16 protein-coding genes are annotated in these 21,739 nt (G+C 73.1%); 7 read left to right on the top strand and 9 right to left on the bottom strand.

Translation table 11 applies throughout. The annotated features are described in order from the left end of the window. Nucleotides 1-3: 3 nt before the first annotated feature. Nucleotides 4-924: an SDR family oxidoreductase gene (locus ACF1BN_RS11405; protein WP_392331343.1), complete on the top strand. Its 921-nt coding sequence runs from the start codon at nucleotides 4-6 to the stop codon at nucleotides 922-924. On the opposite strand, the gene ACF1BN_RS11400 is transcribed toward ACF1BN_RS11405, so the two are convergent. The 6 genes from ACF1BN_RS11400 to ACF1BN_RS11375 all read right to left on the bottom strand — a co-directional run bounded on the left by ACF1BN_RS11400 (nucleotide 915) and on the right by ACF1BN_RS11375 (nucleotide 10,712). After that, nucleotides 915-1,880, bottom strand: coding sequence for a helix-turn-helix transcriptional regulator (locus tag ACF1BN_RS11400; RefSeq protein WP_392331342.1), 966 nt, complete (start codon nucleotides 1,878-1,880; stop codon nucleotides 915-917). The genes ACF1BN_RS11405 and ACF1BN_RS11400 overlap by 10 nt on opposite strands. Nucleotides 1,881-1,916: 36 nt before the next feature. Further along, nucleotides 1,917-4,628, bottom strand: a complete 2,712-nt coding sequence (gene aceE, locus ACF1BN_RS11395; RefSeq protein ID WP_392331341.1) for a pyruvate dehydrogenase (acetyl-transferring), homodimeric type — start codon at nucleotides 4,626-4,628, stop codon at nucleotides 1,917-1,919. A 260-nt stretch (nucleotides 4,629-4,888) separates the two neighbouring features. Next, nucleotides 4,889-5,512: a GntR family transcriptional regulator gene (locus tag ACF1BN_RS11390; protein WP_392331340.1), complete on the bottom strand. Its 624-nt coding sequence runs from the start codon at nucleotides 5,510-5,512 to the stop codon at nucleotides 4,889-4,891. 132 nt (nucleotides 5,513-5,644) lie between these two features. After that, nucleotides 5,645-7,453, bottom strand: a complete 1,809-nt coding sequence (gene sucB / locus ACF1BN_RS11385) for a 2-oxoglutarate dehydrogenase, E2 component, dihydrolipoamide succinyltransferase (RefSeq protein ID WP_392331339.1) — start codon at nucleotides 7,451-7,453, stop codon at nucleotides 5,645-5,647. Between the two features lie 63 nt (nucleotides 7,454-7,516). After that, nucleotides 7,517-8,905: a dihydrolipoyl dehydrogenase gene (gene lpdA / locus ACF1BN_RS11380; RefSeq protein ID WP_392331338.1), complete on the bottom strand. Its 1,389-nt coding sequence runs from the start codon at nucleotides 8,903-8,905 to the stop codon at nucleotides 7,517-7,519. Between the two features lie 298 nt (nucleotides 8,906-9,203). After that, the gene (locus ACF1BN_RS11375) at nucleotides 9,204-10,712 is read right to left on the bottom strand and encodes a leucyl aminopeptidase (RefSeq protein WP_392331337.1); all 1,509 of its coding nucleotides are present in this window, start codon (nucleotides 10,710-10,712) and stop codon (nucleotides 9,204-9,206) included. 294 nt (nucleotides 10,713-11,006) lie between these two features. Here ACF1BN_RS11375 and ACF1BN_RS11370 point away from each other — a divergent pair, with 294 nt between their 5' ends. The 5 genes from ACF1BN_RS11370 to ACF1BN_RS11350 are packed head-to-tail and all read left to right on the top strand — an operon-like array spanning nucleotide 11,007 to nucleotide 17,627. After that, nucleotides 11,007-13,097, top strand: a complete 2,091-nt coding sequence (locus tag ACF1BN_RS11370; RefSeq protein ID WP_392331336.1) for a hypothetical protein — start codon at nucleotides 11,007-11,009, stop codon at nucleotides 13,095-13,097. Nucleotides 13,098-13,123: 26 nt separating this feature from the next. Continuing rightward, on the top strand, nucleotides 13,124-14,662 hold the full coding sequence (pelF, locus tag ACF1BN_RS11365) for a GT4 family glycosyltransferase PelF (protein WP_392331335.1): 1,539 nt from the start codon (nucleotides 13,124-13,126) through the stop codon (nucleotides 14,660-14,662). Next, the gene (locus ACF1BN_RS11360; protein ID WP_392331334.1) at nucleotides 14,659-16,203 is read left to right on the top strand and encodes a hypothetical protein; all 1,545 of its coding nucleotides are present in this window, start codon (nucleotides 14,659-14,661) and stop codon (nucleotides 16,201-16,203) included. The genes pelF and ACF1BN_RS11360 overlap by 4 nt, the downstream gene beginning before the upstream one ends. A gap of 12 nt (nucleotides 16,204-16,215) precedes the next feature. Continuing rightward, nucleotides 16,216-16,836: a spherulation-specific family 4 protein gene (locus ACF1BN_RS11355; RefSeq protein ID WP_392331333.1), complete on the top strand. Its 621-nt coding sequence runs from the start codon at nucleotides 16,216-16,218 to the stop codon at nucleotides 16,834-16,836. Further along, on the top strand, nucleotides 16,833-17,627 hold the full coding sequence (locus ACF1BN_RS11350) for an endo alpha-1,4 polygalactosaminidase (protein WP_392331332.1): 795 nt from the start codon (nucleotides 16,833-16,835) through the stop codon (nucleotides 17,625-17,627). Before ACF1BN_RS11355 ends, ACF1BN_RS11350 begins: the two co-directional genes overlap by 4 nt. A gap of 10 nt (nucleotides 17,628-17,637) precedes the next feature. On the opposite strand, the gene ACF1BN_RS11345 is transcribed toward ACF1BN_RS11350, so the two are convergent. Further along, complete coding sequence (locus ACF1BN_RS11345) at nucleotides 17,638-18,402, bottom strand: adenosylcobinamide-GDP ribazoletransferase (RefSeq protein ID WP_392331331.1); 765 nt, start codon at nucleotides 18,400-18,402, stop codon at nucleotides 17,638-17,640. Between the two features lie 87 nt (nucleotides 18,403-18,489). Between ACF1BN_RS11345 and ACF1BN_RS11340 the strand changes: the two genes are divergently transcribed. After that, on the top strand, nucleotides 18,490-19,257 hold the full coding sequence (locus ACF1BN_RS11340) for a hypothetical protein (RefSeq protein WP_392331330.1): 768 nt from the start codon (nucleotides 18,490-18,492) through the stop codon (nucleotides 19,255-19,257). Here ACF1BN_RS11340 and ACF1BN_RS11335 read toward each other — a convergent pair. Beyond that, on the bottom strand, nucleotides 19,197-19,907 hold the full coding sequence (locus ACF1BN_RS11335) for a hypothetical protein (protein WP_392331329.1): 711 nt from the start codon (nucleotides 19,905-19,907) through the stop codon (nucleotides 19,197-19,199). The genes ACF1BN_RS11340 and ACF1BN_RS11335 overlap by 61 nt on opposite strands. Next, nucleotides 19,904-21,664 (bottom strand): phosphatidylglycerol lysyltransferase domain-containing protein, encoded by a 1,761-nt coding sequence (locus tag ACF1BN_RS11330; protein WP_392331328.1) that lies wholly within the window; start codon nucleotides 21,662-21,664, stop codon nucleotides 19,904-19,906. Before ACF1BN_RS11330 ends, ACF1BN_RS11335 begins: the two co-directional genes overlap by 4 nt. Nucleotides 21,665-21,739 lie beyond the last annotated feature (75 nt).

The following is a 21,739-nucleotide window of genomic DNA, read 5'->3' as shown; positions in this document are numbered from 1 at the left end:
ACCATGACCATCGAAACGAAGCCGCTGCACGGACGGATCTGCCTGGTCGCCGGGGCCACCCGGGGCGCCGGACGGGCCATCGCCGTCCAGCTCGGCGCCGCCGGAGCCACCGTCCACGTCACCGGCCGCACCACCCGCGACAAGGTCAGCGAGGTCGGCCGCGCCACCGAGACCATCGAGGAGACCGCCGAACTGGTGACCGCCGCCGGCGGCGAGGGCATCGCGGTCCCCACCGACCACCTGGAACCCGATCAGGTCCGCGCCCTCCTCGACCGGATCGACCGCGACCACGGCCGGCTCGACGTCCTCGTCAACGACGTCTGGGGCGGCGAGCACCTCCTCGTCTTCGGGAAGAAGACCTGGGAGAACGACCTCGCCGACGGACTCAGGATGCTCGAACTCGGCGTGCGCACCCACGCCATCACCTCGCACCTCGCGCTCCCGCTGCTGATCCGCAACCCCGGCGGGCTCGTCGTCGAGGTCACCGACGGCACCGCCGCCTACAACGCCACCCGCTTCCGCGAGAACCTCTACTACGACCTCACCAAGAACGCGCCGATCCGGATGGCCTTCGGCCTCGCGAAGGAACTGGAGGAGTACGGCGCCACGGCCGTCGCCGTCACCCCCGGCTGGCTCAGGTCCGAGCAGATGCTCGCCTCCTTCGGCGTCACCGAGGAGAACTGGCGCGACGCCACCGCGAAGCTCCCCGACTTCGCCGTCTCCGAGTCCCCGGTGTACGTCGGCCGGGCCGTCGCCGCCCTCGCCGCCGACCCCGACCGGCACCGCTGGACCGGACAGTCGCTCTCCAGCGGCGGCCTGGCGAAGGAGTACGGCTTCACCGACGCGGACGGCTCCCGGCCGGACGCCTGGGGCTTCATCGTCGCCGGCGAGACCGGCACGCCGGACGTGGCCGACTACCGGTAGAGCCGCGCCGCCGCCCGCGCCGCCTCGGCGAAGCGGGCCCGCAGGGAGGCGGGGGCCACCACCTCCGCCTCCGGACCGAGCCCGAACAACTGGGCGAAGGCGACGTCCTCGCCCTCCACCCGGAGCGTCACCGTCACCCGGCCCTCCGCGTCCGGCACGGCACCCGCCAGCGCCTCCTCCGCCGCCGCCCGGTCCGTCACGTACGGCAGCCGGCGCGCCCCCGCCTCCGTCAGCCGCACCACCACCTCGGCCCGCAGCAGCGAGCGCGCGAACTCCGCCGCGCGCTCCGCCCAGAACACCGCCAGCTCGAAACCGGGGTCCCGCTCGAAGCGCTCCCCGCCGACCGCGACCGCCGTGAACCGGTCCACCCGGTAGGTGCGGTACGCGCTCCCCGCACGGGCGCACACGTACCAGACCCCCGCCTTCAGGACGAGTCCGTACGGCGCCAGCTCCCGCTCGACCTCCTCGCCGTCCCGGCGCCGGTAGCGCACCGACAGCAGCCGGTCGTCCCAGACCGCCTCCGCCACCGACGGCAGCAGCTCCGGCGTCACCGGCTCCTGGTACCAGCCCGGCGCGTCCAGATGGAACCGGCGGGCCGCCGAACCCGGCGCGTCCGCCAGCGAGGGCAGCAGCGCCGCCGACACCTTCAGCCGGGCCGCCGAGGCCGCGTCCTGGAGCCCCATGTCCCGCAGCGCCCCCGGAAGCCCGGAGAGGAACAGCGCCTCCGCCTCGTCCTTCGCGAGCCCGGTCAGCCGCGTCCGGTACCCGCCGACCAGCCGGTACCCACCGGCCCTGCCCCGCTCCGAAAACACCGGAACCCCCGCCTCCGAGAGGGCGAGGGCATCACGGGTGACGGTCCGCTCCGACACCTCCAGCTCGGCGGCGAGCTCGGCCGCCGTCATGGACGGGCGGTTCTGGAGGAGCAGGACCATCTTGATGAGTCGGGCGGCGCGCATGACTGACATCATGCGCCCCGCCACCGACACACCGGCCTACAGGCCGTAGCGCTCGCGCGCCTCCTTCACCGCGGTGGCCGGGACCTCGCCGCGGCGGGCGAGCTGGGCCAGGGAGGCGGCCACGATCGACTGCGCGTCGACACCGAAGTGGCGGCGGGCGGCGGCGCGGGTGTCCGAGAGGCCGAAGCCGTCGGCGCCCAGCGACGAGTAGTCCTGCTCGACCCACTGCGCGATCTGGTCCGGGACCTGGCGCATGTAGTCGGAGACCGCCAGGACCGGCGACTCGACGCCCGCGAGGGCCTGGCGCACGTACGGGACGCGCTCCTCGCCGCGCAGCAGGGCGGCGTCCGCCTCCAGCGCGTCGCGGCGCAGCTCGGTCCAGGAGGTGGCGGACCACACGTCGGCGGCCACACCCCACTCCTCGGCGAGCAGCTTCTGCGCCTCCAGGGCCCAGTGGATCGCGGTGCCCGAGCCGAGCAGCTGGATCCGCGGCGCGTTGACCGGCACGGTCACCCCGGCCGACTCGGCGGTGTTGAAGCGGTAGAGGCCCTTGACGATGCCCTCGTCGACGCCCGCGTGGCCCGGCTTGGCCGGCTGCGGCATCGGCTCGTTGTAGACCGTCAGGTAGTAGAAGACGTCCTGGTCCTCGTCCGGCGCGGCCTCGCCGTACATCCGGCGCAGACCCTCCTTGACGATGGTCGCGACCTCGTAGGCGAACGCCGGGTCGTAGGTCAGCGCCGCCGGGTTGGTGGCCGCGATGACGGGGGAGTGGCCGTCGGCGTGCTGGAGGCCCTCACCGGTCAGGGTGGTGCGGCCGGCGGTGGCGCCGACGAGGAAGCCGCGGCCGAGCTGGTCGCCGAGCTGCCACATCTGGTCGGCGGTCCGCTGCCAGCCGAACATCGAGTAGAAGATGTAGAACGGGATCATCGTCTCGCCGTGCGTGGAGTACGCGGTCGACGCGGCGATGAAGTCGGCCATCGAGCCGGCCTCGGTGATGCCCTCGTTCAGGATCTGGCCGTTGACGGCCTCCTTGTAGTACATCAGCTGGTCGCGGTCGACCGGCTCGTACGTCTGACCCTTCGGCGAGTAGATGCCGAGCGAGGGGAAGAGGGACTCCATGCCGAAGGTGCGGGCCTCGTCCGGGACGATCGGGACCCAGCGCTTGCCGGTCTCCTTGTCGCGGACCAGGTCCTTCACCAGGCGGACGAAGGCCATCGTGGTGGCGATCGACTGCGAGCCGGAGCCCTTGTCGAAGGAGGCGAACGCCTTCTCCGGGGCGGCCGGGAGCGGGGCGACCGGGTGCACGCGGCGGGCCGGGGCGGGACCGCCGAGGGCCGCCCGGCGCTCCTGGAGGTAGCGGACCTCGGGGGAGTCGGCGCCGGGGTGGCCGTACGGCACCACGCCGTCGACGAACTGCGCGTCCGAGATGGGGAGCTCAAGAAGGTCACGCATGTTCTTGAACTCGTCCGTCGTCAGCTTCTTCATCTGGTGGTTCGCGTTCTTCGACGCGAAGCCCTCACCGAGGGTGAAGCCCTTGACGGTCTGCGCCAGGATCACGGTCGGGGCGCCCTTGAACTCCAGGGCGGCCTTGTACGCGGCGTACACCTTGCGCGGCTCGTGGCCACCGCGCGAGAGGTGGAAGCACTCCAGGATCTTGTCGTCGGAGATCAGCTGCGCCATCGCGGCGAGCGCCGGGTCCTTGCCGAAGAAGTCCTGGCGGATGTAGGCGGCGTCGCGGGTCTGGTACGTCTGGACCTGCGCGTCCGGCACCTCGCGGAGGCGGCGGACCAGCGCGCCGGTGGTGTCGAGCGCGAAGAGCTCGTCCCAGGCGTTGCCCCAGAGGCTCTTGACGACGTTCCAGCCGGCGCCGCGGAACTGGGCCTCCAGCTCCTGCACGATCTTGAAGTTGGCGCGGACCGGGCCGTCGAGGCGCTGCAGGTTGCAGTTGATGACGAAGGTCAGGTTGTCCAGACCCTCGCGGGCCGCCAGCGCGAGTGCCGCGGTCGACTCGGGCTCGTCCATCTCGCCGTCGCCGAGGAACGCCCACACGTGCGAGGCGGATACGTCCTTGATGCCGCGGTTGGTCAGGTAGCGGTTGAAGCGCGCCTGGTAGATCGCGGAGAGCGGGCCGAGGCCCATGGAGACGGTGGGGAACTCCCACAGCCAGGGGAGGCGGCGCGGGTGCGGGTAGGAGGGCAGGCCGTTGCCGCCCGACTCCTGCCGGAAGTTGTCGAGGTGCGACTCGTCCAGGCGGCCGTCGAGGAAGGCGCGGGCGTAGATGCCGGGGGAGGCGTGGCCCTGGATGTAGAGCTGGTCGCCGGAGCCGGGAGCGCTCTGGGACTCCTTGCCCTGGAAGAAGTGGTTGAAGCCGGTCTCGTAGAGCCAGGCCGCGGAGGCGAAGGTGGCGATGTGGCCGCCGACGCCGTGCTTGGAGCCGCGGGTGACCATCGCGGCCGCGTTCCAGCGGTTCCAGGCGGTGATCTTCCGCTCCAGCTCCTCGTCGCCGTCGATGACCGGCTCGGCGGAGGTGGGGATCGTGTTGAGGTAGTCCGTCTCCAGCAGCTTGGGCAGGGCCAGGCCCGCGCCCTCGGCGTGCTGGAGCGTCCGGCGCATCAGGTAGGCGGCCCGGTGGGGGCCGGCGGCCTTGGTGACGGCGTCCAGGGAGGCCGCCCACTCGGCGGTCTCCTCGGTGTCACGGTCCGGGAGCTGGTCGAGCTCGCTCGGAATCTTGCCTACGGGATCGGTCATGATCGCCGCCTTCCGGACAGATGGGTGGAGATAAAAACGGGTGCCTTGTCTGGCAGGACAGGGCTGAGGGCCGGGTGGCGGCCCGTCGAAGACTGTAAACCGCCGATCGATGATCGATCAAAGGGTTGAAGCAGGAAACCTCTTCAGATCGAGAAAGTCGGCACAGGGTGCCGCGAAAATGGGCACCGGGTGCCGACTTTTCGAACGATTCGGAAACGACCGGAGCCCCGCCGAAGCGGGGCTCTGACCTGCGGGAACGACTAGGCGCGGGGGGCGCAGCCCAGGACGTGGGCCTTGACGAGCGCCCCGATGTTCGGATCGCTGCGGCGGAAGGCCTCCACCAGCTCCTGGTGCTCCTCCGCGTACGACTTCTGCACCGTGCCCAGCCAGCGGATCGACAGCGCGGTGAAGACCTCGATGCCCAGGCCCTCCCAGGTGTGCAGCAGCACGCTGTTGCCGGCGGCCTTCACCAGCTCGCGGTGGAAGGCCACGGTGTGCCGGACCTGACCGGTGCCGTCGGAGGTCGCGTCCGCCTCGTACAGCGCCGCCACGTGCGGCTCCAGGGTCGAGCAGTCGGCCGAGAGCCGGGGCGCGGCCAGCTCCGCCGCGATCTGCTCCAGACCGGCCCGGACCGGATAACTCTCCTCCAGGTCGGCCGCGGTGAGGTTGCGGACCCGGACGCCCTTGTTCGGCGCCGACTCGATCAGCCGCAGCGACTCCAGCTCGCGCAGCGCCTCGCGGACCGGGGTCTGGGAGACCTCCAGCTCGGTCGCGATCCGGCGCTCGACGATCCGCTCGCCCGGCTTCCAGCGGCCGCTGACGATCCCCTCCACGATGTGCTCGCGGATCTGCTCGCGCAGCGAGTGGACGACGGGGACGGTCATGGAACGGCTCCTCCGGGAGTTTCGTGACCCTTAGACAATACGGCGGTGCCCCCGCCCGGAGACACATCCGGACGGGGACACCGCTGGTGAGGCTCGTTACGTTGCCTCGGAGGCGTGGAGCTCTACGAGCCCTCAGAGACCGAGGTCCACCTCGAACTCGCCGGCCTCCAGGATCGCCTTGACGGCCGTCAGGTAGCGGGCGGCGTCGGCGCCGTCCACCAGACGGTGGTCGTAGGAGAGCGACAGGTAGGTCATGTCGCGGATGCCGATGACGGTGCCCTCGGCGGTCTCGATGACGGCCGGACGCTTCACCGTGGCGCCGATGCCCAGGATGGCGACCTGGTTCGGCGGGACGATGACGGTGTCGAACAGCGCACCGCGCGAACCCGTGTTGGAGATGGTGAAGGTGGCGCCGGCCAGGTCGTCCGGGGTGATCTTGGAGGCGCGCACGGCGCCCGCCAGCTCCGCGGTCTTCTTGGAGATGCCGGCGATGTTGAGGTCGCCCGCACCCTTGATGACCGGGGTCATCAGACCCTTCTCGGAGTCCACCGCGATCCCGATGTTCTCGGAGTCGAAGTAGGTGATCGTGCCCTCGTCCTCGTTGATCCGGGCGTTGATGACCGGGTGGGCCTTCAGCGCCTGGGCCGCGGCCTTCACGAAGAAGGGCATCGGGGAGAGCTTGACGCCCTCACGGGCGGCGAAGGCATCCTTGGCGCGGGCGCGCAGCTTCATCAGCTTGGTGATGTCGACCTCGACGACCGAGGTCAGCTGGGCCTGCGTGTGCAGCGCCTTCATCATGTTGTCGCCGATGACCTTGCGCATGCGGGTCATCTTGACGGTCTGGCCGCGCAGCGGGGACACCTCCAGGGAGGCGGCCTTCGGAGCGGCGGCGGCCGGGGCGGCGGCGGGGGCCGGGGCGGCCTTCTTGGCCTCGGCGGCCGCGATGACGTCCTGCTTGCGGATGCGACCGCCGACGCCGGAGCCCTTGACGGCCGCGAGGTCGACACCGTTCTCGGTGGCGAGCTTGCGGACCAGCGGGGTCACGTAGGCGCCGTCCTCGGCGGGAGCCGGAGCGGCGGCCGGGGCCGGGGCCGGGGTGGCCGGGACCGGGGTGACGACCGCCGGGGCGATCGACGGGGCGGCCGGCGCGGCCGGAGCCGGAGCGGCGGCGGGCGCGGCCGGGGCGGCCGGCGCGGGGGCCGGAGCCGGAGCGGCGGGGGCGGCCGGAGCAGGGGCGGCGGCGGGGGCGGCCGGGGCAGCCGGGGCCGGGGCGGCCGGAGCGGCGCCCGCGGCACCGATGACGGCCAGCTTGGCGCCGACCTCGGCGGTCTCGTCCTCGCCGACCACGATCTCCAGGAGCACGCCGGAGGCGGGCGCCGGGATCTCGGTGTCGACCTTGTCCGTGGAGACCTCGAGCAGCGGCTCGTCGGCCTCGACGGTCTCGCCGACCGACTTCAGCCAGCGGGTGACGGTGCCCTCGGTGACGGACTCGCCCAGCGCGGGCAGCACGACGTCGGTGCCCTCGGCGGAACCGCCGCCGGAGGTGGCGTCGGCGGTCGGGGCCGGGGCGGGCTCCTGGACCTCGGTGGACGGCGCGGCCTGCGGGGCCGGAGCGGCCTCCGCGGCCGGAGCCGGGGCGGCCTCGGCGGCAGGGGCCGGGGCGGCCTCGGCGGCCGGGGCCTCGGCCGCGGCCGAGGCGCCGGAGCCGTCGTCGATGATGGCGAGCTCGGCGCCGACTTCGACGGTCTCGTCCTCGGCCACCTTGATGGAGGCCAGGATGCCGGAGGCGGGGGCGGGGATCTCGGTGTCGACCTTGTCGGTCGAGACCTCGAGCAGCGGCTCGTCCGCCTCGACGCGCTCGCCCTCGGCCTTGAGCCAGCGGGTGACGGTGCCCTCGGTGACGCTCTCGCCGAGCGCCGGCAGGGTTACGGAAACCGACATGGTTTCAGTTGCTCCTAACGAATTGCGGAAGTTGGTCGTCGCGCCCTGTGAGTGACGTGAGCGTCAGTCGTGGGAGTGCAGAGGCTTGCCGGCCAGGGCCAGGTGGGCCTCGCCGAGTGCCTCGTTCTGCGTCGGGTGGGCGTGGATGAGCTGCGCGACCTCGGCCGGCAGCGCCTCCCAGTTGTAGATCAGCTGCGCTTCGCCGACCTGCTCGCCCATGCGGTCACCGACCATGTGGACGCCGACCACGGCACCGTCCTTGACCTGGACGAGCTTGATCTCGCCCGCGGTCTTGAGGATCTTGCTCTTGCCGTTGCCCGCGAGGTTGTACTTGAGGGCGACGACCTTGTCCGCGCCGTAGATCTCCTTGGCCTTGGCCTCGGTGATGCCGACGGAGGCGACCTCGGGGTGGCAGTACGTCACCCGGGGCACGCCGTCGTAGTCGATCGGGACGGTCTTCAGACCGGCCAGCCGCTCCGCCACCAGGATGCCCTCGGCGAAGCCGACGTGCGCCAGCTGGAGGGTCGGGACCAGGTCGCCGACGGCGGAGACGGTGGGCACGTTGGTCCGCATGTACTCGTCCGCCAGGACGTAGCCGCGGTCCATCGCGATGCCCTGCTCCTCGTAGCCGAGGCCGGCCGAGACCGGGCCGCGGCCGATGGCGACGAGCAGCACCTCGGCCTCGAAGGTCTTGCCGTCGGCGAGGGTGACCTTCACGCCGTTCTCGGTGTACTCGGCGCTCTGGAAGAAGGTGCCGAGGTTGAACTTGATGCCCCGCTTGCGGAAGGCGCGCTCCAGCAGCTTCGAGCTGTTCTCGTCCTCGACCGGGACCAGGTGCTTCAGGCCCTCGATCACCGTGACGTCGGTGCCGAAGGACTTCCACGCGGAGGCGAACTCGACGCCGATGACACCGCCGCCGAGGATGATCGCGGACTCCGGCACACGGTCCAGGGTGAGGGCGTGGTCCGAGGAGATGATGCGGTTGCCGTCGATCTCCAGGCCGGGCAGGGACTTCGGCACGGAACCGGTGGCGAGGAGGACGTGGCGGCCCTCGACCCGGCGCCCGTCGACGTCGACGGAGGTCGGGGAGGACAGGCGGCCGGTGCCCTCGATGTAGGTGACCTTGCGGGAGGCGACGAGACCCTGCAGACCCTTGTAGAGGCCCGAGATCACGTCGTCCTTGTACTTGTGCACGGCCTTGATGTCGATGCCCTCGAAGGAGGCCTTGACACCGAACTGCTCCGCCTCGCGCGCCTGGTCGGCGACCTCGCCGGCGTGGAGCAGGGCCTTCGTCGGGATGCAGCCGTTGTGCAGGCAGGTGCCGCCGAGCTTGTTCTTCTCGATCAGTGCGACGTCCAGGCCCAGCTGCGCTCCGCGCAGCGCCGCGGCGTAACCGCCGCTACCGCCGCCGAGGATCACTAGGTCGAAAACGGTGCTGGCGTCGTTCGCCACGTCACGTCCTCCATGCATGTGCGCTCGTCGCCGGTCGTCGATGACCGGGCGGCGGCTCCGGTGTCCGGCCGCATTATGTCGGCCCTGTGGTGGGGGCCCTGTCCTGCCGAGAACCCATCTTCGCACTTGTTGACGGACGGCGGGACGCGGGGCCGGTGGATGAGACCGGGCGATCGTCCGTCCGGCCGTCCACCAGGGCGTACGAACCTACGGATTTCGTCGGCAGCGAACAGCGGCGCGGGAACGGGGGAGGCCCCGGAGCCGAAGCGTCCGGGGCCTCCGTCCGGCGTCGGCGGGCTCAGAGCTCGCCGGCCGCCGTCAGCTCGGCGAGCCGCACCAGGGTGCGGACCGAGGAGCCGGTGCCGCCCTTGTGCGTGTAGCCGTACGGGGCGCCCTCGTGGAAGGCGGGGCCCGCGATGTCCAGGTGGGCCCAGGTGATGCCCTCGCCCACGAACTCCTGGAGGAAGAGGCCGGCGACCAGGCCGCCGCCCATCCGCTCGCCCATGTTCGCCATGTCGGCGGTGGGGGAGTCCATGCCCTTGCGCAGGTCGGCGGGGAGCGGCATCGGCCAGGCCTGCTCGCCGACCTCCTCCGCGATCTCGTGCAGCGCGGTACGGAACTCGTCGTCGTTGGCCATGATGCCGAAGGTGCGGTTGCCCAGGGCCAGCACCATGGCGCCGGTCAGGGTCGCCACGTCGACGATGGTGTCCGGGTGCTCCTCCGACGCCTTGGTGAGCGCGTCGGCGAGGACGAGCCGGCCCTCGGCGTCGGTGTTCAGGACCTCGACGGTCTTGCCGCTGTACATGCGCAGCACGTCACCCGGGCGGGTGGCGGAGCCGGACGGCATGTTCTCGGCCAGGGCCAGCCACGCCGTGACGTTGACCTCCAGGCCGACGCGGGCCGCGGAGACGACGGCGGCGAGGACGGCGGCGGCGCCGGCCATGTCGCACTTCATCGTCTCGTTGTGGCCGGCCGGCTTCAGGGAGATGCCGCCCGAGTCGTAGGTGATGCCCTTGCCGACCAGGGCCAGGGACTTCTCCGCCTTCGGGTGCGTGTAGGCGACCTTGACCAGGCGCGGCGGGTTCTCCGAGCCGGCGCCGACGCCGAGGATGCCGCCGTAGCCGCCCTTCGCGAGCGCCTTCTCGTCCAGGACCTGGACCTTCAGGCCGTGCTCCTTGCCGGCGGCCTGGGCGATCGCGGCGAAGGAGGCCGGGGTGAGGCCGTTCGGCGGGGTGTTGACGAGGTCGCGGGCGCGGTTGATCTCCTCGGCCACGGCCAGGGCGCGGTCCGCGGCGGCCTTGTGGGCCTTGTCGCGCGGCTTGGCGCCGAGCAGCGCCACCTCGGCCAGCGGCTTCTTGGCGTCCTTGACCTCCTCCTTCCAGGCGTCGAAGGAGTACGCGCCGAGCAGCGCGCCCTCGGCGATCGCGCCGGCGTCCTCGGCCGAGGCGATCGGCAGCGCGAACGCGGCCTTCTTCGAGCCGAAGAGGACGCGGGCGGCGGTGCCGGCGGCGCGACGGAGGGTCTCGGTGTCGAACGGCTCGCCGTCCTCGGGGGCGGAGCCGAGGCCGACGGCGAGCACGACGGGGGCCTTCAGGCCGGCGGGCGCGGGCAGCTTGGTCGCCTCACCCTCTCCACCCGAGGCACCCAGGGTCTCCAGGACGGCGGCGAGCCGGCCGTCGAACGCCTTGTCGACGGCCTCCGCGCCCGGGGCGACGACGAGCGTCTTCCCGGACTTCGCGACGCCGACGACGAGGGCGTCGGCACGCAGCGTCGCCGCTCCGGCAGTGCTGAGAGTGAGAGCAGTCACGGTGGTGAAATCTCGCTTCCATTGAGTTCTGTGGCGGTCGAGGGATGGGCCGACCGAGCCCGCCGCATCGTATTTCGGCCCGATGAGCGCCGAGAACGAGCCTACGCTCGCTCATCCGGTTCGCTCACCGCGGCTTCGGTTCACTCATCCGTGGTGTCTCTTTCATGTTTGTCCTTCCGGCTTCCGCGCCGCCGCCACACTCGCCTCATTCACGCAAGGGCGGCACTCGCGCCCGCGCTTCATCTCCACAGGTCCTCCCTCGTCCGGAGGCCTGCCGAGGGGGGACACCACACCATGCCCGCGAACAGATCCCGCATGCCCGCGGCCGCGCCGAGGAAGTCCGGAAACAAGGGGGTACCGCGCCGCGCGGGCCGTACCGCGGGGGTCCTCGCCGCGGCGGCGCTCCTCGCCACCGTGGTGCCGTCCGCGCAGGCCGCGGCCGCCCCGGCGCCCCGGATCGACCTCACCGTCCTGGTCGTGGACGACGGCGGCAGCGCGGTCGAGGCGATCACCGCCGAGCTGAGGGGCTCCGGAGTCCCGTACCGCACCCTCGACCTGAACGACCCGAACCGGCCCGTCCTCACCGCCGGCTTCCTCAGCGACACGGTCGACGGCCGGCCCCGCGCCAAGTACCAGGGCGTCGTCCTCCCCCACGAGACCGCCTTCGGCCCCGACTCCGCCGAGCACACCGCCCTCCAGGCGTACGAGCGCGCCTTCGGCATCCCGCAGGTCGACGCGTACACCTGGTCCCACCCCGGCGTCGGCCTCGACTACACCACCGAGGGCGGCTGGTCCGGCGTCCTCGACGGCGCCACCGCCGGCGTCACCCCCGCCGGGAAGGCCGGCCCCTTCGGCTACCTCGCGGGCAGCCTGGCCTTCGAGGACAACGACCCGGCGATCTCCGAGAGCTACGGCTACGCGGGCCGCCCCCGGGCCGGCTTCACCAGCTACCTCGACATCCCCGTCGGTGGCACCGGCGGCCGGGCCAGCCTGGTCGGCGAGTACGCCGCCGACGGGCGCCGCGAACTCGTCGTCACCTTCGCCTACAACCAGCACCAGCGGCAGTTCCGCGCCCTCGCCCGCGGCATCGTCGACTGGCTCACCCAGGGCGTCCACCTCGGCCGGTCCCGGAACTACCTCTCCGTCCACGTCGACGACGTCTTCGCCCCCGACGCCCGCTGGGACACCGTCCGCAACTGCACCCCCGGAGACCTCGACTGCGTCGGCGGCGACGGGGAGCCCGAGAACCCCATCCGGATGACGGCCGCCGACGCCACCCACGCCGCCGCCTGGCAGAAGACCTCCGGCTTCACCCTCGACATGGTCTACAACGGCGGCCAGGGCGAGCAGTGGAAGTCCGAGCACGGCGGCAGCGACCCGCTCGCCGCCCGGCTGATCGCCGACCGCGCCCAGTACCGCTGGATCAACCACACCTACACCCACCCCTTCCTCGGCTGCGTCCAGGACAACACCACCGTCCCCTGGCAGTGCGCGAAGAACGCCTCCGGCGCCACGCTCTGGGTCAGCCGCGCCGAGCTCTCCGCCCAGATCCGCGACAACCTCGCCTGGGCGGCGGGCAAGGGCATCTCCGTCGACCGCGCCGAACTCGTCACCGGCGAGCACTCCGGCCTCAGGACCCTGCCCCAGCAGCCCGCCGACAACCCGAACCTCGCCGCCGCCCTCGCCGACAACGGGGTGAAGTCGATCGCCGCCGACAACTCCCGTGAGCCCCGCCAGCGGGCGATCGGCGCCGCGAAGACCGTGCCCCGGCACCCCATGAACGTGTACTACAACGTCGGCACCGCCGCCGAGATGGCCGACGAGTACAACTGGATCTACACCTCCCGCGCCGACGGCGGAAGCGGCGCCTGCGAGTCCAACCCCGCCTCCACCTGCCTGCCCGCCCCGCTCGACCCGGCCACCGGCTACGCGGCGTACATCGTGCCGCAGGAGGCCCGCATCGCCCTCGGCCACGTCGTCGCCAACGACCCCCGCCCGCACTACGTCCACCAGTCCAACCTCGCCGAGGAACGCCTCCTCTACCCGGTCCTCGACCGGATCCTCGCCGACTACCGGGGACTCTTCGCCGCGAACACCCCCCTCGTGAACCCCCGTCAGAAGGACGTCGGCACCGAGCTGACCCGCCGCGACGCCTGGGACGCGGCCCTCGCCGCCGGCAAGGTCACCGCGTACCGCGTCGGCACGACCGTCACCGTCAAGGCCCCCGCCGGTGTCCAGGTCCCCGTCACCGCCCCCGAGGGCACCCGCAAGCAACTCCTCCTCGGCACCACCGCGTTCGGCACCGCCTACGCCGGCAGCCGCTCCGACTGGACCGCGCCGGAACTGCTCCAGACCGCCGTCACGCTCCAGCTCCCGACCGCCTGACCAGCACGTCCTGGGGGGACACGCACATGCCGAGCAGTGGCCGTCACGTCACCATGCTCACCGAAGGCACCTATCCACATGTCCACGGCGGCGTCAGCACCTGGTGCGACCAGCTCGTCCGGGGCATGCCCGAGGTCACCTTCGAGATCCTCGCCCTCACCGGCAGCGGCCGCGAGCCCGTCACCTGGGAGCTGCCGCCCAACATCACCCGGCACACCGCGTTCCCCCTCTGGGGCCACCAGCGGGGACCGGCCGCGCCCCGCCGCGCGGCCCGGCCCCCGCGGGGGCGCGAACGCCGCCGCTTCCTCGCCGACTACGAGCACTTCCTGCTCGCCCTCCTCGACCCGGAGGCCGGCCATGACCTCGCCGGCAGCCTCTACGAACTGGCCGCCCTCGCCCGCGAGGGCCGGCTCACCCCGGCCCTGCGCTCCGAGGCGGCCCTCCGCTCCCTCATGTGGATCTGGACCATGCCGCACCTGCCGACGCGTGCGGCCGGCCCCACCGTCCACGACGCCCTCACCGCCACCGACCTGCTGGAACACGCCCTCCGCCCGCTCGGCGCCCGGATAGCCGACGGCAGCGTGGCACACGCCGTCTCCAGCGGCCTCGCCACCCTGCCCGCGCTCGCCGCACAGCACTTCGAGGGGGTGCCCTTCCTGCTCACCGAACACGGCATCTACCTCCGCGAGCGCTACCTCGGCTACCGCACCGAGGCCCAGCGCTGGCCCGTCAAGGCCCTCATGCTCGGCTTCTACCGCGAGCTGAACTCCCTCGGCTACCGCCGGGCCGACCTCATCACCCCCTGCAACCAGTACAACCGGCGCTGGGAGGAGCGCGGCGGCGCCCCCGCCGACCGCATCCGCACCGTCTACAACGGCGTCGACCCCGCCCTCTTCCCCGAGGCCGGACCCGAACCGGAGACCCCCACGCTCAGCTGGTGCGGCCGGGTCGACCCGATCAAGGACCTGGAGACCCTGATCCGGGCGTACGCGATCTCCCGCGCCGAACTCCCCGAGCTGAGGCTCCGTCTCTTCGGCCCCGTCCCCGCCGGGAACGAGGACTACCTCACCCGCCTGGAGAAGCTCGCCGCCGAACTCGGCGTCGCCGACGGCGTCTCCTTCGAGGGCCGCGTCTCCGACGTCCCCTCCGCCTACGCCGCCGGCAGCGTCGTGATGCTCTCCTCCATCAGCGAGGGCTTCCCCTTCTCGCTCATCGAGGCCATGTCCTGCGGCCGGGCCACCGTCTCCACCGACGTCGGAGGGGTACGGGAGGCGGTCGGCGACACCGGCGTCGTCGTCCCGCCCCGCGAACCGGCCGTCATGGCCGCCGCCGTCTCCGCCCTGCTGCGCGACGACGCCCGCCGCGCCGACCTCGGCCGCCGCGCCCGGCAGCGGGTCGTCGACGAGTTCACCCTGCACCGCTCGGTCGACGGCTTCCGCCGCATCTACCGCGAACTCGCCGCGCCCCGCGCCCCCGAGCCCCCCGTCGCCGTCCCGCCGCTGCGCGTCAGCATCCCGTCCCCGCGCCGCGGCGCGCCCCGAATCCCGGAAGGCACCCCGGCATGAGCGGCTCCCTCTGGCTGAAGCCCCCGACCACGGCCCCGCCCCTGCCGGCCCTGCCCCGCCCCCGGCGGGAGGGGCCCGCGGGCGCCCGCCCTGAGCCCGGCACGTGGCCGGCACCCGGTACGGGGCCGGCACCCGGTACCCCGGCCGTGCCCGGCACCCCGCCCGCGCCCGGCACCGTGTCCGCCCCGGGGCCCGAGGGGCCGTCCGGGACCGCCGCGGACCCGCTCGACGAACTCGCGCTCCGCCTCGACGAGTTCGTGGCGGCGGCCGTCCATCCCGACGAGATCGCCGCGCTCCTCGAGGCCGACGGCATGACCGACGACCACATCCGCCTCGCCTACGGGCGGAACGATTCCTTCACCCTCGCCGAGGACCTCTACGCACGCGGGGAACGGCGCCACCCCGAGCCGCCCCGGCGCGAACCGGCCGCCCCCGGCCGGTTCGCGGGACTCGGCGGCTGCCTGCTGCGCGGCCTCGTCTTCGCCTTCCCCTGCCTCGCCCACGTCCTGGCCGGCCCCCTGCTCGCCGGACCCCACGGACGGTACGGACTCCCCGCCGGCACCGTCCCGCTGCTCGCCGGCGCCGTCACCGGCTGGGTGTGGAACCAGGCCCTCTCCCACCGCGCCCACACCTGGCTGGGCCTCGGCGACCGGCCCGCCGCCGCCCGCGCCCTGCTCCTCGGCGCCCCCGCCGGTGTGCTCGCCGGCACCGCCGTCGCCGTCGCCGCGGCCCGCGACGGCGAACTGCCCGCCGCGCTCTTCGCCGCGGGCCAGTCCCTCTACCTCGCCGCCGCCACCGTCCTCCTCGTCCTCGGCCGCGAACGGGCCCTGCTCGCCGCCCTGCTGCCGCTGCTCGGCGCCCTCCCCGCCCTCCGCTGGGACCTGCCCGACCCGCTCCGCGTCGCGCTCCCGGCCCTCTCGCTCACCGCCGCCTGCCTGATCGCCGCCCGGACGCTGCGCCCCGGCACCGCGCGCGGCGCCGCCGGCCGGGGCGGACCACCGCTCTCGGCCTCCGTCCCGTACGGCCTCTTCGGCCTCGGCAGCGGGGTCCTCGTGCTCCACGCCGGGCTCGGCGACTCCCTCGCCGCCGGCACCGGCGCGGTCGTCGCGCTCACCCTCTCCATGGGACCCGCCGAATGGCTGCTGCACCGCTTCCGGGGCGGCAGCCTCGCCCGGCTGCGGACCCACACCACCGCCCGCGCCTTCCGCCGGGCGATCACCGGCACCCTGCTGGGCTGCCTCGGCGGCTATCTGACCGCGCTGCTCGCGCTCACCCTCGCCGCGACCCTGCTCGGGTCCGGCACCCCCTGGCCCGCCCCGGACCGGCTGCTCGTCCTCGTCCTCATCGGCACGGTGCTCTGGCTGGGACTCCTCCTCCAGGCCTTCGGCGCCGTCCTCGGCGCGGCCACCGTCTGCCTGCTGGCCGCCGCCGCCCAGACCCTCCAGCCGGCGGCGGGCCCGCTCGCCGCCGGGGGAGCGGCGGCGGCACTGGCCCTCCTCAGTCATGTTCTGCTGGTACGCCCGACCACCCACCGCGCTTAGGAGCCACAGCGAGTGAAACGTTCCCTCCTGGTGCCCTTCTACGAGCACCCCGACGACCGGCCCGAGGACTGGGCGGCCCTGCTCGCCGCCGCGCCCGTCCTCTACGGCGTCGTCCTCAACCCGGCGAACGGCGCCGGGGAGGCCGCCGATCCGGCCTTCGCGGAGGCCGCCGCCCGGCTGCGGGCCGCCGGCGTGCGGATCCTCGGCTACGCGGACACCGCCTACGGCCGCCGCCCGCACGCCGAGGTCGTCGCCGACCTGCTGCGCCACCGCGACTGGTACGGCGCCGACGGGGCCTTCCTCGACCAGGTGGCGACCGCGCCCGACGCCCTGCCGCACTACCGGCGGCTCGCCGTCGCCGCCCGCGCCGCCGGGGCCGCGACCCTGGTGCTCAACCACGGCACCCGGCCCGACGAGCGGTACGCCGAACTCGCCGACCTGCTGGTCACCTTCGAAGGGCCCTGGGACAGCTACCGCGCCCTCGACCCGCCGGCCGCCCCGCACCACTGCCACCTCGTCTACGCGGCCCCGCCCGGATCCCGCCCGGTGACCGAGGTGCACTGCGCGGTCCCCGGCACCGGCGCCCACCCCTGGGGCACCCTGCCGCACGACCTCCCGGAGCCCGCCCGATGAGACGCCCCCCGCTCCTCCTCGCGGTCCTGCTGCTCCTGCTCACCGCCTGCACCGGCGGCCCCGCCCCGGAGCCCGACCCCGAACCCCGCGGCGAACGCTGGCGCCCGAAGGCCGGTCTGGCCTGGCAGTGGCAGCTGAGCGGGAAGCTCGACCCGACCGTCGACGTCCCCGTCTACGACATCGACGGCTTCGACCACTCCGCCGAGACCGTCGCCGACCTGCACCGGCGCGGCCGGAAGGTGATCTGCTACCTGTCCACCGGCGCCTGGGAGGAGTTCCGCCCCGACGCCGGCCGCTTCCCCGAGTCCGTCCTCGGCGAGGGCAACGGCTGGGAGGGCGAGCGCTGGCTCGACATCCGCCGCACCGACGTCCTCGAACCCCTGATGGCCGAGCGGATCGAGATGTGCCGGGCCAAGGGCTTCGACGCGGTCGAACCCGACAACATGGACGGCTACGCCAACCGCACCGGCTTCCCGCTGACCGCCGCCGACCAGCTCCGCTACAACCGGCTGATCGCCCGCCTCGCCCACGACCGCGGCCTCGCCGTCGGCCTCAAGAACGACCTCGACCAGATCCCGCAGCTCCTCGACGCCTTCGACTTCGCGGTCAACGAGCAGTGCGCCGAGTACGACGAGTGCCACCGCCTCACCCCCTTCGTCGCGGCGGGCAAACCCGTCTTCCACGCCGAGTACGAGCGGTCCACGGAGACCTTCTGCGCCCGGAGCCGCGAGCTCGGCCTGAGCTCGATCCAGAAGAAGTACGAGCTGGGGGTCTGGCGCAGGGCCTGCTAGAGCCTGTCGTCTAGCCCAGCGTCAGCGCCACCAGCGTCGCCGTCGCCGCCGTCTCCTCCACCGCGCCGAACACGTCGCCGGTCACGCCGCCGAAGCGGCGGACGCAGCGGCGGAGGAGGAGGGCGGCGACGGCGAGGCCGGCGCCGGTGGCGAGGACGGCGTGGACGGCGTCGTACGGGGAGAGCAGCAGGCCCCCGCCGGCGGCGAGGAGGAGGACGGCGGCGGTGCACAGGGTCGCCGACCGGACCGGCACCGTGCCGGCGACGATCGCGCCGAGCCCTTCCGGCCGCGCCGCCGGGACGCCGTGCCGGGAGGCGTGGGTGAGGGCGAGCCGGGCGACCGTGGCCGCGAGGACCACGGAGACCGCGCCGTGCGCCCAGCCCTCCCCGTACAGCTCGTACACGGCCGCGACCTGCGCGAGCAGGGTGAGGACCAGGGCGATGACGCCGAACGGGCCGATGTCGGACTGCTTCATGATGCGCAGCGCCTCGTCGGCGGGCTTCGCGCTGCCGAGCCCGTCGGCGGTGTCGGCGAGGCCGTCGAGGTGGAGCCCGCGGGTGAGCAGCGCGGGGACGGCGACGGTGACGACGGCGGCGGTCAGCGGCCCTGAGCCGAGCGGCAGGAGCACCCCGCCGGCCGCGGCGGCGACGAGGCCGACGGCGAGTCCGGCGAGCGGGGCCCAGAGCATGCCGGAGCGTGCCGCGTCCCGGTCCCAGCGGGTGATGCGGGCGGGGAACACGGTGAGGGTCCCGAAGGCGAAACGCAGGCCGTCCATCCGGGCAGGGTAATCGCCGGTCGCGGACGGTAGATTGCGCAAGGCGATGCGTATGGGTGCGTATCGGTCATAGCGGAACGGGGTGGCATGGGTCACTGGTTCTCCCGCAACATCCTGGAGCCGGGGAAGCTCCCGATGCTCCTCGCGCTGACCTCCTTCGTCCTCACCTTCCTGATCACCCGCACCGTCACCCGGCTCATCCGCGCCGGCAAGGGGCCGTTCCGGAACGTCTCCTCCTCCGGCGGCCTGCACATCCACCACGTGGTGCCCGGCGTGGTCCTCACCGTGCTCGGCGGCTTCGGCGCGGTCGCCAGCGGCCGGCACGGCTTCGGCGCGGCGGCCTTCGCGGTGGTCTTCGGGATCGGCGCCGGCCTCGTCCTGGACGAGTTCGCGCTCATCCTCCATCTGGACGACGTGTACTGGTCCGAGGAGGGGCGGCAGAGCGTCGAGGTCGTCGTCCTCACCGCCGCCCTCATGCTGCTGCCGCTCAGCGGCTTCTCCCCGCTCGGCGTCGACGACGTCACCGCGGAGGAGCGTCAGGACCGCCTGAGCTTCATCCTGACCCTGGCCCTGAACTTCCTCCTCATCCTGGTCACCCTGGTCAAGGGCAAGCTGCGGATGGCGCTGCTCGGCGTCTTCGTGCCCTTCCTGGCGATCATCGGCGCCGTCCGGCTGGCCCGCCCCGGCTCCTGGTGGTGGCGGCACTTCTACCGGCGCCGCCACCGCGCCCGGGCCCGCGGAACCGTCCGCGCCTACCGGCACGACAAGCGCTGGACCCGGGTGCGGCGGAAGGTTCAGGACCTGATCGGCGGCTTCCAGGAGCGCGTCCCCGGCCGCGGCTCCACCCCGTCCTGACCCCGCTCCCGCCACTTCAGGAACGCCACCAGCAGCAGGACGCCGGCGATGGCGGCCAGGTGCTCCTTGCCCGCGAGGTTCGGCTTGACGACCACCTCGATCACCATCGCGAGCACGACCGCTCCCCCCGTCCAGTACGCCCGCCGGCGCCAGCAGACGAAGACGGCGAGGCCCACCACCGCGGCCGACGGACCGGTGTCCACCACGTGCGCGTCGGAGGCCGGCAGGCCGAGCGGGGTGCCGGGACCGAGGGCGATGCCCACGCGCGCGTACAGCGTGCCGCACAGGGTCGCCAGGTAGGCGATCCCGAGCGTCCGCCACCGGCCCAGGCAGAGCTCCGCGATCCCGAAGACCAGCAGCACCTGGGCGAGCGCGCCCCAGACGGGCAGGTCGAGCGCGGGGACGAAGAGCGAGAGCGGGGTACGCAGCAGGGCGAGCCAGAGCGGGTCCTCGGCCCGCACCGCGCCGATCGCCTGCACCGGCCCGTACCCCCACTCCTGGTTCTGGACGAACTGGAAGAGCGCGGTGAGGCAGACCGCGGTCAGCGTCAGCGGGACCGCCGCCCACCGGCGGGCCGTCAGCCCCCGCCGTACGGTGCCGAGGAGGGGCCCCCACTCACGGAGGGCGAACCCGCGGACCGCGCCGCTCAACGCCCGCTCTCCAGGTGTTTGCGGTGCAGCCACTTCGGCAGCCCGGGGGCCTCCAGGAAGCCCTCGGCGCGGCCCGCGGCGATGCCGATGCGGGGCAGGTCGGCGCTCTTCTCGAAGAGCATGAAGCGGGGCTCCCAGATCGGTCGGTACTTGGCGTTGGCGCGGTACAGCGACTCGATCTGCCACCAGCGGGAGAAGAAGCTGAGCAGCGAGCGCCACATCCTCAGCACCGGGCCGGCGCCGAGCTTCGAGCCGCGTTCGAAGACGGACCGGAACATCGCGAAGTTCAGCGAGACCTGAGTGATCCCGATCTCCTTCGCGCGCTGGAGGAGTGCGATCACCATGAACTCCATCAGCCCGTTCTCGGACTCGCGGTCCCGCCGCATCAGGTCCAGCGACAGCCCCTTCGGCCCCCAGGGCACGAAGGAGAGCACCGCCCGCAGCTCGCCGGTGCCGTCGGTGCACTCCAGCATCACGCACCGCCCGTCGCGCGGGTCCCCGAGCCGGCCGAGCGCCATCGAGAAACCGCGCTCGGTGGCCCCGTCCCGCCAGTCGTCCGCCTTCCGCAGCAGCTCCGCCATCTCCTCGGCCGGGATGTCCTCGTGCCGCCGGATCCGCACCTCGTACCCGGCCCGCTCGACCCGGTTGTACGCCTGTCGGACCGTCCGCATCGCCCGCCCGTCCAGGGTGAACTCGTCGGTCTCCACGATCGCCTCGTCGCCCAGCTCCAGGGCGTCCAGGCCGTGCCTGGCGTAGATCACCCCGGCCTCCTCGCTCGCGCCCATCACCGCCGGGATCCAGCCGTGCTCGCGGGCCTCGGCCAGCCACGGCTCGATCGCCCCCGGCCACGCCTCGGGGTCGCCGATCGGATCGCCGGAGGCGAGCGAGACCCCGCCCACCACCCGGTAGGCGACGGCCGCCTTCTCGCTAGGCGACCAGATCACGCTCTTCTCGCGGCGCAGCGCGAAGTAGCCGAGCGAGTCCCGGTCGCCGTGCTTGTCGAGCAGCGCCCGCAGCCGCTCCTCGTCCCCCTCGGTCAGCGGGTCCACCGCCCGCCGGGAGCGGAAGGCGGCGAACAGCACCGCGAACAGCAGCAGGGTGGACATCACGTTGATGACGACGTCGACCCAGCCCGGGGTGGCGATGGTCGGGAACCGCGAGTCGTCGGCGGCCAGTGTGATCAGCCGCATCACGCCGTACCGCCACCGCTCCAGGAAGGTGGCGTGCCCGGAGGCGGTGTTGGTGGCGGTGACGAGCAGGGCGGCGAGCAGCGAGGTGACGAGCAGACCGCCGACCGCGACCACCGCGGCGAGCAGCGGGTTGGAGCGGTCGCCCTTCGCGTAGAACTCCTTGCGCCCCAGCAGCAGGGAGACGAGGAAGGCGGCGGTCAGGACCAGCGAGATCCAGTTCTGGGCGTGCTGCCGGACCTCGGGGAAGAACATCACCAGGGCGAAGAGCAGCAGGAAGAGGCCGCTCAGCGCGGTGTTGAGGATCCAGGCGGCGCGCTTGCGGCGGCGCATGGTGATCGCCAGGAAGAGGGTGAGGACGCCGGAGGCGAAGCCCGCCGTGAGCATGTACGGCGTGAAGTAGTTGTCCTCGTTGTGCCGCCGCAGGTCCTGCCCGAAGGAGACCCAGACGGCACTCAGGAAGTTGATGAACGTGACGACGCGGAGGTACCAGACGGCGAACGCGGCACTCCGCCGCGAGCGGTCGGTGCCCCGGGGCGTTCCTTCGGCGGACAAACGGACCTCTCCCATGAAAAGCGATCATATGGGGCATCGCTTCCCGTGCGGCGACGCCGGAGGCGGCCACCCGCGCGTCGCGGGCGGCCG

This window comes from Streptomyces sp. NPDC014861, from assembly GCF_043081625.1.
In the GTDB taxonomy this organism is placed as follows: domain Bacteria; phylum Actinomycetota; class Actinomycetes; order Streptomycetales; family Streptomycetaceae; genus Streptomyces.
This window is presented reverse-complemented; position numbering and strand designations above follow the sequence as displayed.

Excerpts from the sequence above, each read along its gene's own strand:
- ACF1BN_RS11405 (WP_392331343.1), top strand. The coding sequence starts at position 4 with ATGACCATCGAAACGAAGCCGCTGCACGGACGGATCTGCCTGGTCGCC.
- ACF1BN_RS11400 (WP_392331342.1), bottom strand. The coding sequence starts at position 1,880 with ATGCGCGCCGCCCGACTCATCAAGATGGTCCTGCTCCTCCAGAACCGC.
- aceE (WP_392331341.1), bottom strand. The coding sequence starts at position 4,628 with ATGACCGATCCCGTAGGCAAGATTCCGAGCGAGCTCGACCAGCTCCCG.
- ACF1BN_RS11390 (WP_392331340.1), bottom strand. The coding sequence starts at position 5,512 with ATGACCGTCCCCGTCGTCCACTCGCTGCGCGAGCAGATCCGCGAGCAC.
- sucB (WP_392331339.1), bottom strand. The coding sequence starts at position 7,453 with ATGTCGGTTTCCGTAACCCTGCCGGCGCTCGGCGAGAGCGTCACCGAG.
- ACF1BN_RS11370 (WP_392331336.1), top strand. The coding sequence starts at position 11,007 with ATGCCCGCGAACAGATCCCGCATGCCCGCGGCCGCGCCGAGGAAGTCC.
- pelF (WP_392331335.1), top strand. The coding sequence starts at position 13,124 with ATGCCGAGCAGTGGCCGTCACGTCACCATGCTCACCGAAGGCACCTAT.
- ACF1BN_RS11360 (WP_392331334.1), top strand. The coding sequence starts at position 14,659 with ATGAGCGGCTCCCTCTGGCTGAAGCCCCCGACCACGGCCCCGCCCCTG.
- ACF1BN_RS11350 (WP_392331332.1), top strand. The coding sequence starts at position 16,833 with ATGAGACGCCCCCCGCTCCTCCTCGCGGTCCTGCTGCTCCTGCTCACC.
- ACF1BN_RS11345 (WP_392331331.1), bottom strand. The coding sequence starts at position 18,402 with ATGGACGGCCTGCGTTTCGCCTTCGGGACCCTCACCGTGTTCCCCGCC.
- ACF1BN_RS11340 (WP_392331330.1), top strand. The coding sequence starts at position 18,490 with ATGGGTCACTGGTTCTCCCGCAACATCCTGGAGCCGGGGAAGCTCCCG.
- ACF1BN_RS11330 (WP_392331328.1), bottom strand. The coding sequence starts at position 21,664 with ATGGGAGAGGTCCGTTTGTCCGCCGAAGGAACGCCCCGGGGCACCGAC.